13 protein-coding genes are annotated in these 13539 nt (G+C 68.9%); 6 read left to right on the forward strand and 7 right to left on the reverse strand.

All coding sequences use genetic code 11. The annotated features are described in order from the left end of the window. The first annotated feature begins 55 nt into the window (after positions 1–55). Together ABD188_RS19150 and ABD188_RS19155 are read left to right on the forward strand one after the other, a co-directional pair. Positions 56–2986: an MMPL family transporter gene (locus ABD188_RS19150; RefSeq protein ID WP_344066180.1), complete on the forward strand. Its 2931-nt coding sequence runs from the start codon at positions 56–58 to the stop codon at positions 2984–2986. Beyond that, positions 2983–5031, forward strand: a complete 2049-nt coding sequence (locus ABD188_RS19155) for a YhgE/Pip domain-containing protein (RefSeq protein WP_344066183.1) — start codon at positions 2983–2985, stop codon at positions 5029–5031. The genes ABD188_RS19150 and ABD188_RS19155 overlap by 4 nt, the downstream gene beginning before the upstream one ends. Before the next feature lie 353 nt (positions 5032–5384). On the opposite strand, the gene ccsB is transcribed toward ABD188_RS19155, so the two are convergent. Genes ccsB through ABD188_RS19180 form a run of 5 tightly spaced genes read right to left on the reverse strand, consistent with a single transcriptional unit; the run spans position 5385 to position 10270 of the window. Beyond that, positions 5385–6458, reverse strand: a complete 1074-nt coding sequence (ccsB, locus tag ABD188_RS19160; protein ID WP_344066186.1) for a c-type cytochrome biogenesis protein CcsB — start codon at positions 6456–6458, stop codon at positions 5385–5387. Positions 6459–6467: 9 nt separating this feature from the next. Next, the gene (gene resB, locus ABD188_RS19165) at positions 6468–8195 is read right to left on the reverse strand and encodes a cytochrome c biogenesis protein ResB (RefSeq protein ID WP_344067253.1); all 1728 of its coding nucleotides are present in this window, start codon (positions 8193–8195) and stop codon (positions 6468–6470) included. A gap of 28 nt (positions 8196–8223) precedes the next feature. Continuing rightward, positions 8224–9045 (reverse strand): cytochrome c biogenesis CcdA family protein, encoded by an 822-nt coding sequence (locus ABD188_RS19170; protein WP_344066189.1) that lies wholly within the window; start codon positions 9043–9045, stop codon positions 8224–8226. Continuing rightward, entirely contained in the window at positions 9042–9644 is a 603-nt protein-coding gene (locus ABD188_RS19175; protein ID WP_425561357.1) for a TlpA family protein disulfide reductase, read from the reverse strand. Before ABD188_RS19175 ends, ABD188_RS19170 begins: the two co-directional genes overlap by 4 nt. Further along, a complete protein-coding gene (locus ABD188_RS19180; RefSeq protein WP_344066192.1) occupies positions 9641–10270 on the reverse strand; it encodes a histidine phosphatase family protein in 630 nt (209 codons plus the stop codon). Before ABD188_RS19180 ends, ABD188_RS19175 begins: the two co-directional genes overlap by 4 nt. A gap of 114 nt (positions 10271–10384) precedes the next feature. Between ABD188_RS19180 and ABD188_RS19185 the strand changes: the two genes are divergently transcribed. The 4 genes from ABD188_RS19185 (at position 10385) to ABD188_RS19200 (ending at position 12844) form a co-directional block, all read left to right on the forward strand. After that, a complete protein-coding gene (locus ABD188_RS19185; protein ID WP_344066195.1) occupies positions 10385–10849 on the forward strand; it encodes a GyrI-like domain-containing protein in 465 nt (154 codons plus the stop codon). Between the two features lie 51 nt (positions 10850–10900). Further along, complete coding sequence (locus ABD188_RS19190) at positions 10901–11107, forward strand: hypothetical protein (protein ID WP_344066198.1); 207 nt, start codon at positions 10901–10903, stop codon at positions 11105–11107. A gap of 69 nt (positions 11108–11176) precedes the next feature. Then, positions 11177–12535 carry an aspartate--tRNA(Asn) ligase gene (aspS, locus tag ABD188_RS19195; protein WP_344066201.1) on the forward strand — a complete coding sequence of 453 codons (1359 nt, stop codon included), beginning with the start codon at positions 11177–11179 and terminating at the stop codon, positions 12533–12535. A gap of 132 nt (positions 12536–12667) precedes the next feature. Beyond that, positions 12668–12844 (forward strand): YegP family protein, encoded by a 177-nt coding sequence (locus tag ABD188_RS19200; protein WP_344066204.1) that lies wholly within the window; start codon positions 12668–12670, stop codon positions 12842–12844. Positions 12845–12856: 12 nt separating this feature from the next. Here the strand turns inward: ABD188_RS19200 and ABD188_RS19205 are convergent, their stop codons facing one another. Both ABD188_RS19205 and ABD188_RS19210 read right to left on the reverse strand, forming a co-directional pair. Beyond that, a complete protein-coding gene (locus tag ABD188_RS19205) occupies positions 12857–13108 on the reverse strand; it encodes a glutaredoxin family protein (protein WP_344066206.1) in 252 nt (83 codons plus the stop codon). Between the two features lie 41 nt (positions 13109–13149). Then, the gene (locus ABD188_RS19210) at positions 13150–13443 is read right to left on the reverse strand and encodes a rhodanese-like domain-containing protein (RefSeq protein WP_344066209.1); all 294 of its coding nucleotides are present in this window, start codon (positions 13441–13443) and stop codon (positions 13150–13152) included. Between the last annotated feature and the right edge of the window lie 96 nt (positions 13444–13539).

A 13539-nucleotide genomic window follows, 5' to 3' on the forward strand; every position in this document is an offset into this window, starting at 1 on the left:
TACAGCGCTGTATCCATTCTGAAAAGTCTTTCTGAATCCGACCTCGGAGGCGCTGTTGTCCACCCTTCTCTACGCACTCGGCCGCTGGTCGTACCGCCACCCGTGGCGGGTGCTCGTCGCGTGGCTCCTTCTGCTGGCGATCGCAGGCGGCGGCGCGGCCATCTTCATGAAGGGCACGGACAACTCGTTCTCCATCCCCGGCACCGAGTCGCAGGCCGGCATCCAGCAGCTGGGCCGCTCCTTCCCGCAGGCGAGCGGAACGAGTGCCCAGATCGTGGTGGTGGCGGACGACGGCGACGATGTCGACGACGAGCCGTACTCGTCGGCGATCGAAGACAGCATCGCGACGATCGAAGACCTCGACGGCGTGCTCGCCGTGACGGATCCGTTCGACGAGATGGTCACGGGGCTCGTGTCGGATGACGGTGCCGCCGCCATCATCCGCCTGCAGTTCGACGGCCAGGCGACGGATGTCTCACCCGAGACGAAGACCGCGCTCAAAGACGCCGGCGTCGACCTCGAAGACTCCCTCCCCGCAGGATCGCAGGTCGTGGTCGGCGGCGACCTCTTCTCGCAGTCCCTCCCGACGATCTCGATCATCGAGGCGGTCGGCGTGCTCGTCGCGCTGTTCGTGCTCATCGTGACCTTCCGGTCGTTCGCGATGGCGTGGTTCCCGCTCGCGAGCGCTCTCATCGGCGTCGGGCTCGCGGTATCGCTCATCTTCTTCGCAACCGCGTTCGCGACGATCTCCTCCACCACTCCCCTGCTGGCGGTGATGCTGGGGCTGGCCGTCGGCATCGACTACGCGCTCTTCATCGCGGCCCGACATCAGGATCAGGTGCGCGCCGGAGTCGAGCCGGAGGAATCCGCCGCCCGGGCGACCGGCACCGCCGGATCGGCCGTCGTCTTCGCCGGAGTGACGGTGCTCATCGCCCTCATCGGTCTTTCGTTCGCGAACATCCCGTTCCTCACCACGATGGGCATCGCCGCGTCGATCGCAGTCGCGATCGCCGTGCTCGTCGCGCTCACGCTGACCCCCGCGTTCCTCGGCTTCGCCAAGGCCCGGGTCGTCGGGTGGAAGCGGCGTCCCCGTGGCTTGGCCGTCTCGCGTTCCCGCCGGTCGTCGAGCGCCGGAAAGTCCCGGTCATCGAGCCCAACAGCCTCCCGGTCGTCGAGCGCCACAGCCTCCCGGTCGTTGAGCGAGCGAAGCGAGACGAAACGTGTCGAGTCGACGCTCGACACCGAGTCCGATGGTCACGGATCCCTCGAAGAGACGCCGACACGCAGGGATGCCACCCAGGCACGCCGCGGATTCGCCGACCGCTGGGTGAGCGGTGTGACCCGGCATCCGATCATCACGACGATCGCCGTCATCGTCGGGCTCGGCATCCTCGCCATCCCGGCCGCCAGCCTTCGGCTCGCGCTGCCGAACGCCGGAATGCAGCCCACGACGAGCGAGGCCCGGCAGGCCTACGACCTGACGTCCGAGCACTTCGGGCCCGGCTTCAACGGGCCGCTCATCATGACCGGCACGATCGTGACCTCCACCGACCCGGTCGGGCTGATGAAGGATCTCGCCACCGAGATCGAGAAGATCCCCGGCGTGAAGACCGTGGCGCTGGCGACTCCGAACGAGACCGCCGACACCGGCATCATCCAGATCGTGCCCGAGACGGCGCCCGACGATCCGGCGACCGCCGCGCTCGTGCGCGAGTTGCGCGCACAGCACGATCGACTGCTCGACGAGTACGGGGTCGACCTCAAGGTGACGGGCTTCACTGCTGTCGCGATCGACATCTCCGACCGCCTCGGCGGAGCGCTCATCCCGTTCGGCGTGTTCGTGGTCGGCCTTTCGCTGATCCTCCTCACGATGGTGTTCCGCTCGATCTGGGTGCCGATCAAGGCCGCGCTGGGCTATCTGCTCTCGGTCGCCGCGGCCTTCGGCGTCGTCGCCGCCGTGTTCGAGTGGGGGTGGCTCGCCGAGCCGCTCAACGTCGACAAGGTCGGGCCGATCATCAGCTTCATGCCGATCATCCTGATGGGCGTGCTGTTCGGGCTCGCGATGGACTACGAGGTGTTCCTCGTCTCGCGCATGCGTGAGGACTTCGTCCACGCCCGTGCCCGCCGCGGCGGCTCCGATCACGCGCTCGGCGTGCAGACGGTCCGTTCCGGTTTCAAGGCTTCGGCGAGGGTGGTCACGGCGGCGGCGGTGATCATGTTCGCCGTCTTCGCGGCGTTCGTGCCCGAAGGGGATGCGTCGCTCAAGCCCATCGCCCTCGGCCTGGCCGTCGGCATCCTGATCGACGCCTTCCTGGTGCGCATGACGCTCGTGCCGGCCGTCATGGCTCTGCTGGGAGACAAGGCGTGGTGGATGCCGGCATGGCTCGACCGGGTGCTCCCCCGCTTCGACATCGAGGGCGAGGCCGTCGAGCGTGAGCTCGCACTGGCCGACTGGCCCGAGCCGCACACCACAGCGGCGGTCGTCGCGGAGGACCTCACGCTCGCCGATGGCGACCTCGTCCTCTACAGCGGCGCGAGCGCCCGCATCGAGCGCGGCGAGTCGCTGATCGTGACATCCGCCGACCCTCGCGCTGCGCGCGCGCTGCTGCTCACTGTCGCGGGGCGCGTCGCACCGAGCGGCGGCAGGCTTCGCGTTGCCGGGCACCTGATCCCTGAACGTTCGGCGTGGGTGCGCTCGCATGTCGGTGTCGCACTGCTGAGTGGTGCGGACGATCCCGTCACCGAACTCCGCCGCGCGGTGCGTGGCGGGCCCGCAATCGTCGTCGTCGACAACGCCGACACCCTCGCATCCACCGCGGTCCGCGACCGCGCCGCCGCGGTGCTGCGTGACGCCGACTCGCCCACTGTGCTCGTGTCGGCCCTCGACCCCGACGTCGCGCGCGCGCTCCTTCTCGAGGCGCGGCGGCCTGTTCCCGCCGTGCTCGATCTCTCCGCTTCATCCGTCCCCACCGAGGTGCTGTCATGACCGCAAACCGCATGTCTCTGGCCATCGAGCGGGCGCGCACGCGTCGCCCCGTGACGTGGCTGACCCTCATCGGCGTGCTGCTGCTGCCCGTCGTCATCGGCGGGGTGCTCGTCGCCGCGCTGTACAACCCGGTCGAGCGGCTCGACGGGCTGAATGCGGCGATCGTGAACGAGGACGAGCCCGTCACGGTGAACGACCAGTACGTGCCCCTCGGCCGGCAGCTCACTGCGGGACTCGTCGAGGGCTCCGATGACCAGCCGAGCAACCTCACCTGGACGATCTCCAACGCCGACGACGCGGCGGAGGGTCTCGCCGACGGCACGTACTCGGCGGTCGTCACGATCCCCGAGAACTTCTCTGCGGCGGCGACCTCGACGCAGCCCGGCTCGACGCCTGAGCGGGCCACGATCGATGTGCAGACTCCGCCCGACAGCCTCATCGTCGACGACGCGATCACTGCGCAGGTGACGACGGCTGCGGCATCGCTGATGGGCGACGAGCTGTCGAAGGTGTATCTCGAGAACGTCTTCCTCGGTTTCACCACGCTCGGCGATCAGCTGGGCACGGCGGCCGAGGGTGCCGACGACCTCGCTGCCGGGGCGCAGAAAGCGGCGGATGGCGCAGCCGCTCTCCCTGGAGGTGCTACGCAGCTCGCCGATGGCGCGCGGGGCGTCGCCTCGGGCGCGGGCGACCTCGGCACCGGGCTCACGACTCTGGCCGGCAAGACGCGCGAAGCCGCGGCGGGCGCGACGGCCTTGGCCGCGGGTCTCGACCAGGCCGCTGCAAAGGTGCAGAGCCCCGAGCTCGTGGCAGCCGCCGCTGACAGCGCGACGTACGCGGCGCAGGCGGCGACGGACACGGCGTCGACTGCCGCGGCTGCCGGCGCTGTCGCACAGTCGGCGCAGACGCTCGCGGTCACGATGGGCGCAATGGCCGCGCAGTGCACGGCGGAAGGTGGATCGCCGTTGTGCGATCAGGTCGTGGCGGCCGCCGCGACGTCGGCGGGGCTCGCTCAGTCCGCGGGCAGCGCCGCTCAGGGAGCGGTCACGGCCGCCACCAGCGCGGGCACCGCGAGCGCATACGCGGCCCCGACGTCGGCGGGCATCGCACAGCTCACGTCGGAGACGGGCGCGGGGTTGACGGATGCCGCAACACGGACCCGAACCCTCGCCGACGGCATTTCACAGCTCGCGGGCGGCATCGACCAGTCCGCTGCCGGCGCGCAGTCGATTTCGAGCGGCGCGACGCAGCTCGCCGGTGGCGCCGACCAGCTGTCGACTGGGTCGCAGACGCTCGCGAACGGTGTCCAGTCCCTCGCGGACGGCACGGGCGAACTCGCCGGCGGACTGCAGACCGCCGCCGACTCCGTGCCCAGTTACAGTGACGACGAGGCGACCAGCCTCGCGGCTGTGGTCGCCGACCCGGTCGGCGCGAAGGGCGTCGGCACCTCCCTCTTCGGCGCGTCCGCCATCCCGCTGCTCGCGATGCTGGCGCTGTGGTTCGGCGGCCTCGCGACGTTCGTGGCACTGCAGGCGGTCTCGCGCCGCGCGCTCACCTCGCGTGCCCCCTCGGTGCTGCTCGCCCTGCGTGGATTCGCCCCGGCGGCGGCCCTGGGCGCAGCGCAGGGACTTCTCGTGGCCGCTGTCGTGCAGCTCGCGGCATCCTACGACTGGACCTCGTGGTGGGTGTTCGCCGGAGTCTCGATCGCGGCGGGCATCGCGTTCGCCGCGGTGAACCAGGCGCTCGTCGCCGTGTTCGGCGGCACAGGACGCTGGCTCTCGGCGCTGATCGGCGTGCTCGCCGTCGCGACCGGTGTCGTGTCGACCGTACCCGGCGTGCTGTCGAGCGTGGCGGCGCTCATGCCGACCGCTCCCGCCTACAACGGCATGGTGGCCGCACTCACGTCGGCATCCGGCGTCGGAGCAGCCCTCGCGGGGCTCGCGATCTGGTCGGTGCTGGCGCTTGGTGCCACGGCCATCGCCGTTACGCGTCGACGTACGACATCCGCGCGAGAGCTGCTGACGGCATCCCCTGCCATGGCCTGACACTTTCGAGGCAGAGCCCTGCCGGCCCAACCCACCGACCCGCGCGCGAACCCACACCCTCGCGCACCCGCAACGTGTGGGTTAGCGGACGGTTGTGCGGGTTCGCGGTGCGGGGCTGTGACGTGCGTGGTCGGCGATGCGATCGGCAGGCGGCCGGCTGTTCGATCGCCGTAACCACGCTTGCCCAGGACTCTCCGGCTCAACCCACCAACCTGCGAGCGAACCCACACCCCGGCGTACCCGCAACGTGTGGGTTCGCGGACGGTTGTGTGGGTTCGCGGTGCAGTCGGCGACGCCCGGTGAGAAAGCACCCGCCGAAGCGGCCACGACGGATGCGGCGCGAACCGAGCGGGTCAGCTCAGGCCGGAGTAGGCGTGCAGGCCTTTGAAGAACATGTTCACGATTGTGAAGCTGAAGAGGACGGCAGCGAACCCGATGATCGACAGCCAGGCCGATCGCGACCCACGCCAGCCGCGGGTCGCCCGCGCGTGGATGTAGCCCGCGTAGAGCACCCAGATGACGAAGGTCCAGACTTCCTTCGTGTCGAACCCCCAGTATCGGCCCCAGGCGTCGTTGGCCCAGATCGATCCGGCGATGAGCGTGAAGGTCCAGAAGATGAACCCCAGGATCGCGAAGCGGTAGGCCAGCGACTCGAGCGCCTCGGCGCTCGGCAGGGTCCGCAGGAATCCGGGCCGTGTCTTGACCGCACCGGTGCCGTCGGCCGAGCCATCGGCCGCTGCGTCGGCGGCGAGCGCCTTGCGCTCACGACGCGCCTGCATCAGCTGGACCACCGACAGCCCGAACGCCAACGCGAACAGCGCGGTGGCGAGCGATGCGACGAAGACGTGGATGACGAGCCAGACGCTCTTCAGCGGATCCATGAGCGGCACGATCTCGACGTAGAACGCGAGGGTCGCCCCGCCCAGCAGGACGACGACCAGGCCCGTGATGAATGTGCCGAGGAAGCGCAGGTCGTAGCGGAACAGCACCCCCAGGTACACCGCGACGATGAGCATCGTGCCTGTGAGTGAGAACTCGTACATGTTCGACCACGGCACCCGGCCCGCGGCAAGGCCTCGCGTGACGTCGCCGGAAACGTGGAACACGAAGGCGAGCACGGTCAGGGCCGTGCCGATCCGCGCCCACAGCTGCCGTCGGCGGTCGGCCGGGCGGGCGTTCAGCGCCTCGTCGGCGGCGCGCTCCTCGGCTCGCACCCTGCCCATAGCGCTCGAGCGGGTGGCGCTCGCACCGGCAGCTGCGGCGCCCACCAGCTCGCGCTCACGCGCATCCTTCGTGTCGACGACCTGGGCCGACCGGCGCGCCAGGTCGACCGCGTAGGCGATGAACGCGAGCGCGTAGATGGTTATTGCCGTCCAGACCAGGAGCACCGATACCGAATCGAGCGTGAGCGGGGCGGTTTCGGGCATGCCCTAAGTCTACGCGCGCCCGGACCGGGGCTCCGAGCTCGCGCCCGGCGCCGGCGTACGAAGCGACGCCTCCAGTGCGTCGCCGTGACGCTGCGCGAGCTGCGCGACCGCCGCGTCGAGCGTCGGGTCCTCGCCCCGCGCCAGCCCGGCGAATTCGACACGCAGTGTGTGGCCCTGCGGAGTGACCTTGACCCACACGCGTCGACGCGGCACGAACAGCGCCGCCAGCAGCCCGGCCGTCGCGAGCACCGCGAACGCCAGGATCCACGGCGCCACCACATCCCGGTGAATGGAGAGCGACACGAAACGCTTGACCGACCCCTCGTAGCCCTCGGCGCCGGCGGGCGCTTCGTTCTCGAACGTGATCGTGCCGTAGCCGCCGGGCAGGTCCTGCGTCTCGCCGGGTGCGAGCTCGATCGAGTCGACGCCGGTGTCGCCGCCCGTGAGCCTCGTCATGCCTGTCGGATCGAGGGTGTACACCGAACGCGGTGTGCCGTCATCGATGCCCAGATCGCCGGCATACACGTTGAGCGAGACGACCGGGTTGACGAGGGCGGGATAGCGGGACGAGAACGCTCCGGTCGTCAGCTCGGCCTGAGTGGGATAGAAGAATCCGACCAGTCCGAGCTGCTCCGGCAGTCCGTCCGGAACCTTGATGACCCCGAGCGAGGTCAGGTTCTTGTCCTGGGGCAGGAAGGGCACGGATTCCGAATAGACGACATCGCCGGACGCGTTGCGGATCGTGATCGTCGGGGCATACCCGTTGCCCATGAGGTAGATGCGGTCGCCGGCCAGCTCGAGCGGATGGTTGACCCGCACGTCGCCCTGCTGTGCGGCCTCGCCCGCGAGCCGGGTCGTCAGGTGTGCCGCGAAGTCGCCCGCTTGGCCTTCGCCGGTCGTGCCTGCGGGCTGATACGTGACCGAGAACTCGTCGAGGGTCAGCGAGTACGGCGCGAGCTTCTCTTCGTCGACGAATCGTCCCGGATTGAAGGATGCGTAGTCGAGCATCGTGTTCACGAACGTGCGGCCTTCGATGATCACGCTCTGGCCGGTGTAGGTGAATCCGCCGCCGAGGGCCACCGACACCAGCACGCCGATCAGCGCGGTGTGGAACACCAGGTTGCCGGTCTCGCGGAGGTAGCCGCGCTCCGCAGAGACCGAGAGCGTCGCACCCGTGTCGTATCGCTCGACGCGATAGCGGGCGCGCTTCAGCTGGTCGTGGGCGAGCGTGATCGCGGCTTGGGCGGCCGCGGTGGCACTCGTGCCGGACCGCGTGGCGGCATCCGTGTCGGGCGCCAGTTCGACGATCGCCTCCCGGTGCGCATCGAGACGCTCGAGGCGTGACGGCGTGCGCGGCGGCCGTGCCCGCAGGGCCTTCCAGTGGTGCCCCGTGCGCGGGATGACGCAGCCGATGAGAGAGATGAACAGCAGGATGTAGATCGCCGAGAACCACGGCGAGGAGTAGACGTCGAACAGGCTCAGCTTGTCGAGGATGGGCGCCAGGTCGGGATTCTCGGAGAAGAACTGCGTGACGCCGTTGGGATCGGCGCTCCGCTGCGGCACGAGCGACCCGGGCACAGCGGCGATCGCGAGGAGCAGCAGGAGCACGAGCGCGGTGCGCATCGAGGTGAGCTGACGCCACCCCCAGCGGAGCCATCCGACGACGCCGAGCGGCGGCTGGGTGATGCCGGATGCCGCCTCGGGTGTGCTGTCGGCATGGTCTGAGGGCCGCAGCATTCCCTCGACGGGCGACCCCGTCGACGCGTCAGAACGGTAGCGGGACACTGGAGAACACCCCCTGCAGCTGGGTCATGAAGGCGGTCCAGACGCCCGTCACCATGAGGATTCCGAGCACGATCAGGATGCCGCCGCCGATGAGGTTGACGGCACGGATGTGCCGGCGGAGGAACGTGACGGACCGCGTCGCCCACCCGAATCCGAGAGTGATCAGGACGAACGGGATGCCGAGGCCCAGCGAGTACGCGAGCCCGAGGATCGCGCCGCGCGCGGCGGACCCGCCGTCGAACGACATGCCCAGGATGACCGCCAGCGTCGGTCCGATGCAGGGCGTCCACCCGATGCCGAGAGCGATGCCGAGCAGCGGCGCTCCGATCAGGCCGAGGTTTCCTCGCACCTGCGGGCGGATGGTGCGCTGCGCCATGCCGAAGACGCCGATGAACACCAGACCCATCGCGATGATGACGACGCCCAGCACGCGCGTGATGGCCTCCGCGTACTCCAGGAAGAACCGGCCGAGGGTGCCGCCGAGCATCGCGACGCTGATGAACACCAGCGTGAAGCCTGCGATGAACAGGATCACCCCGAGCAGCAGACGCCCGCGGGCGGGCGCCTCGACCTGGACGGCGGTCCTGGAGCCGGCGGCACCCTTGGCCGCGACAGCCGGGCCACCGCCATCGGCCGCTGAGCCGGTCGACACGCGAGGAGTGACTGCACCGCCGATGAACCCGAGATAGCCCGGCACCAGCGGCAGCACGCACGGCGAGAGGAACGAGATGAGCCCTGCCAGCACGGCGATCGGGATCGCCAGCAGCAGCGAACCGTCTGCGACGATGCCGGCGACGTTCACAGCTCGTCCAGTGCGTCGCGCACGAGGGTGGTCAGGAACGAGTCGTCCGGCAGCTGCCCGATGATCCGCGCGGCCACTCGACCTTCGCCGTCGAGCACGAGGGTCGTCGGCGTCGCGTTGATGGGGGTGCGCTCGGCGAACGCGAGCTTGACCGCTCCGTCCTGCGCCGCCATGACACTGGGATAGCTGATTCCATAGGTGTCGGCGAACGCGGCGGCAGCCTGGGGCGCATCGACCGTGTTGATGCCGAGGAAGGCGACATCCTGCCCCTCGAAAGCCGAGTAGGCCTTCTCGAGGTCGGGCGCCTCCGCGCGGCACGGTCCGCAGGCGGCGTACCAGAAGTTGACCACGAGCACCCCGCCTGCGAAGTCCCCGCTCGACACGGAGTCTCCGGACTCGGTCGTCCCCTCGAACTCGACAGGGTCGCCCCGATCAGCGGCGGGAATCTCGACGACGCGGAAGTCTCCCGCGATGTATCCCTTGTTGTCGCCGGCCCGGTACTGGTCCGCCAGCGGATCATTGGAGCAGCCCACAAGTCCCGCGATCAGCGCGGCCGAGAGCAGAGCGGATGCCGCAGCCCGGCCGCGTCGCGCGATCACACCGCCCCCACGTCCACGGCGCCGGCGGTCGAAGCCGGCTCGGCGTACGACACCTCCGTCCACCTGCCGTCGACCATCTCGAGGCTCGTGATGCTCGAGAGCGCACATCGACGGTCGCGCGGATCGTGGCGGGATGGCAGGCCGGCAACGGCCAGATGGGTCACCCAGATCGGCAGCTGGTGCGAGACGATGACGACATCGCCGCCGTCGACGGACTCCCACGCCTGGGTCATCGCAGCGTTCATCCGAGCGATGACCTCGACGTACGGCTCGCCCCAGCTGGGCAGTGCCGGGCGGCGCAGATGGCGCCAGTTCCACGGATTCACTAGGGCGCGTGCCATGTGCCGGCCCTCGAAGACATTGGTCGGCTCGATGACACGCTCATCGATGAGCGGCTCGATTCCGAAGATCTCGGTGAACGGCTCTGCCGACTCCTGCGTACGCTGCAGCGGCGAGACCACGAGGGCGGCGATGGGACGACCGAGCCCCTTCACGTACTCCGCCGCCTGCCGTGCCATCCGTCGACCGTCGGCGCTGAGGCCATAGCCCGGAAGACGGCCGTAGAGCACACGACGGGGGTTGTGAACCTCCCCGTGGCGCACGAGATGAAGGCGGTCTGCGGGCACCGCACCAGTCTACGTGGGGCGGTTCTGTGGGGTCGCCGAGCGTGCCGACCTCGTCGTTCGGAGGCTCGCCACGATGGGCGCATCGGCGTATCGTGACGCCCGGAGGTGGTCGCAGTGGCCTTCGAATACCACGTCATCGATGCTCCGGTGCGGCATCTGGCAGCAGTGCGATTCCATGCCGCCGCGGATGAGATGGCGGGGCGCCTGGGCGACGCGTTGGGGACGGTGATCGACGTGCTGGTGAGTCACGACATCGTGCCCGAAGGACCCGCGATCGCCTGTTTCGACGCCACTGACGATGGCTACGACGTCGCCGTGGGCTACGAGGTGGCGGGTCCGTTCGCCTCGGAAGGCGGGATCGAGCATGTCGAACTGCCCGGCGGCGAGGTCGCGACGACCGTGCACGTCGGCCCGAGCGAGTCGCTGGGAGAGACCGAGACCGAGCTCGAGGTCAACATCATGGCTGATGGCCGCGAGCTCGAGCTGGAGGGCCCGGTGTGGGAGGAGTACCTGGATGAGAAGGATGCTGCGACCGGGGAATCGCTGACCCGCCTGTTCCGGCCGCTCAAGCCGGCGTAGCGGATCGGAGCCCGGCACTGTGACGCGCCAGGATCTCGCCGGTCATCTTGTGTGTCGGTCCGCGGGACGATTCCCTCGGCCTTCACCCGCGAACGGGACATCGCACCGCGGCGCGGCCTGGCTTCGGATGTCGCCGCACGCAGCGGCGACCTGCCCACCGTCGGCGGTGCCGCACCGACCCTGATCCTCGCGGTCCGTGTCGAGGACCTCGCCTCCGACACCGGATGGGCCTCCGTCACCACCGGCAGCAAGACATGATCAACTGCGTGCCGAGCACACCAGGCGGCCCGTCGGGAGCCGGCATCCCGCCACGTAGACTGGTCGCTCGTGAGTGAACGCCTTCTCGTCAAGCAGCTGCAGTCCCTTCCAGACGGCCCGGTCTCGGTGTCGGGATGGGTTGAGACCGTCCGGGATCAGAAGAAAGTCCAGTTCGTCATCCTGCGCGATGAGACCGGTGCCGTTCAGCTGGTAAACCCGGCGACCCGGCCCGTCGACCCTTCGACCGGCTCAGGGACCGGAACCGAGCAGGATGCCGCGGCCCTCGCGCTGACCGAGTCAATCTCAGCGATGACCACGGGAACGTTCCTCACGGTGCACGGCGAGCTCAAGCACGACGAGCGCGTCAAGCTCGGCGGCGTCGAGATCAAGATCGCGTCGCTCGACATCGCCGCCGCGGCCCTCCCCGAGACCCCGATCGCGGCCGACAGCGGGCAGGACAAGCGGATGGACTGGCGCTTCCTCGACCTGCGTCAGCGTCGGAACAACCTCATCTTCCGTGTGCAGACGACGCTCGAGCACGCCATGCGCAGCTACTGGGTCGAGCGGGACTACGTCGAGGTGCACTCGCCGAAGCTCATGGCGTCCGCGTCCGAATCGAACGCCGAGCTGTTCTCGCTCGAGTACTTCGGCGAGCAGACCGCATACCTCGCGCAGTCGCCTCAGTTCTTCAAGCAGATGGCCCAGGTCGCCGGCTTCGGCAAGATCTTCGAGATCGCCCCGGCGTTCCGCGCCGACCCGTCTTTCACGAGCCGCCACGCCACCGAGTTCACGTCGATCGACGCCGAGATCAGCTGGATCGACTCGCACGAGGATGTCGCGAAGATGCAGGAGGAGCTCCTTGCCACGGCGTTCGCGGCCGTGAAGGGGAAGCACGGCGCCGAGATCGAGGAGCTGTTCGGCCTCGAGGTCGTCGTACCGGCGATCCCGTTCCCCCGCATTCCGCTCGCCGAGGCGCTCGAGATCGTGAAGAGCCGTGGATACGAGGTCCCCCGCACCGACGGCGACCTCGACCCCGAGGGCGAGCGCCAGATCTCGGCCCATGTCGAGGAGACCTACGGCCACCAGTTCGTCTTCATCACGGACTACCACCCCGCGATCCGCGCGTTCTATCACATGCGCGATGAGGAGACCGGGCTCACCAAGAGCTACGACCTGCTCTTCAAGGGCGTCGAGATCACCACCGGCGCGCAACGCGAACACCGCGTCGACGTGTTGATCGACCAGGCGAAGGAGAAGGGTCTCGGGGCCGAGCATCTCGACTTCTACTTCGACTTCTTCCGCTACGGCGCCCCGCCGCACGGTGGGTTCGGCATGGGACTCGCTCGGGTGATGATGCTCCTGCTGGGCGAATCGTCCATCCGCGAGGTCACCTATCTCTTCAGAGGGCCTACGCGCCTCGCGCCTTGACCGCGACTCCGCGGGCCCAACCGCCCGTGCCGCGCACTCTGGCCCTTTCCCCTGCTGCAGTCGACCGTTAGCGTGAACACGAGGGCATTCCCGCCCGGCATGTCCGGGGCGGGCAGATCCGAGGAGGCACTGATGGCGGGCAAGTTCGAACTCTGGGTGGACAAGGGCGGCGACTGGCGGTTCAATCTCAAGGCGTCGAACGGACAGGTGATCGCGACGAGTCAGGGCTATTCGTCGAAGGCGAGCGCGATCGGCGGCATCGAGTCGGTCAAGACCAACGCGCCCGGCGCAGAGGTCGTCGAGCTCTGAGGGCCGATCCGCTCACGCGCCGGCGACGAGTGCCGCGCGAAGCCGATCGGGTGAGACGCGCCAGTGCGCGTGGAACGCACCGTCGATGAGAACGACCGGGATCTTCTCCCACCAGACCTCGTAGAGCGCGGGATCCTCCAGGATCGAACGCTCTTCGACCTCGACGGCATCCTCGGGCAGTTCGGCAACGACGGTCTCGACGACCTCGCGTGCGACATCGCACAGGTGGCAGTCGGGCTTGCCGACGAGAGTGAGCGTCGTCACCGTTTCATCCTAAAGTCGACGCTCCACCGGAGGACCGGCATTCACTGCTCGATCGGATAGCCCGCCGCGATCCATTCGGATGTGCCGCCATCGACGTTCGTGGCGTCGAACCCGCGGGCCGTGAGCACCTCGACGACGCGGCCCGACCGGCCCCCGATCTGGCAGATCACATCGAAGGCCTCGGCCGGCAGTTCGTCGAAGTGATCGCCGAGCGTCGACATCGGCAGGTTGACGGATCCAGGCACGTGACCCGCCTCGTACTCGTGGACCTCGCGCACATCGATGAGCGGCGTATCCGTTCGCTCCCGAAGCTGCTGGACGGTGATCGACTGCATGAACGGCCTCTCTTTGCCGGCGCGATGTGGTGGTGGAGGAACACGAAGCGCCCCTACGACGGACAAGGGTCCGAACGGGGGCGCTTGGTGTTCGTG

Source organism: Microbacterium pumilum, from assembly GCF_039530225.1.
In the GTDB taxonomy this organism is placed as follows: Bacteria; Actinomycetota; Actinomycetes; order Actinomycetales; family Microbacteriaceae; genus Microbacterium; species Microbacterium pumilum.